The organism is Myroides sp. N17-2 (assembly GCF_002286775.1).
Classification (GTDB): Bacteria; Bacteroidota; Bacteroidia; order Flavobacteriales; family Flavobacteriaceae; genus Flavobacterium.
Window position 1 is genome coordinate 1 of the sequence record NZ_NSGJ01000114.1, and the last position, 329, is coordinate 329.

General features: G+C 41.9%; 1 rRNA gene. It reads right to left on the reverse strand.

Annotated features, from left to right (window positions below):
• A 23S ribosomal RNA gene (locus CF599_RS19305) occupies positions 1–245 on the reverse strand; the annotation flags it as partial.
• Positions 246–329: the final 84 nt, after the last annotated feature.

The following is a 329-nucleotide window of genomic DNA, read 5'->3' on the forward strand; positions in this document are numbered from 1 at the left end:
CGCGTTCGCTCGCCACTACTTACGGAATCACTTTTGTTTTCTTCTCCTCCGCCTACTTAGATGTTTCAGTTCAGCGGGTTCGCCTCCTTAATTGGATACTATGTCTTCAACATAGTGGGTTGCCCCATTCGGATATCTGCGGATCAATTCGTGTGTGCCAATCCCCGCAGCTTTTCGCAGCTTATCACGTCCTTCTTCGCCTCTGAGAGCCTAGGCATTCCCCATACGCCCTTATTTTGCTTATGTGCTTACAATTCTTTCGAATCGTACTTTCTATAAATTTTAATATATTTCTATATCTTGTTTTGTATTCTTTTCTAACTTTATTT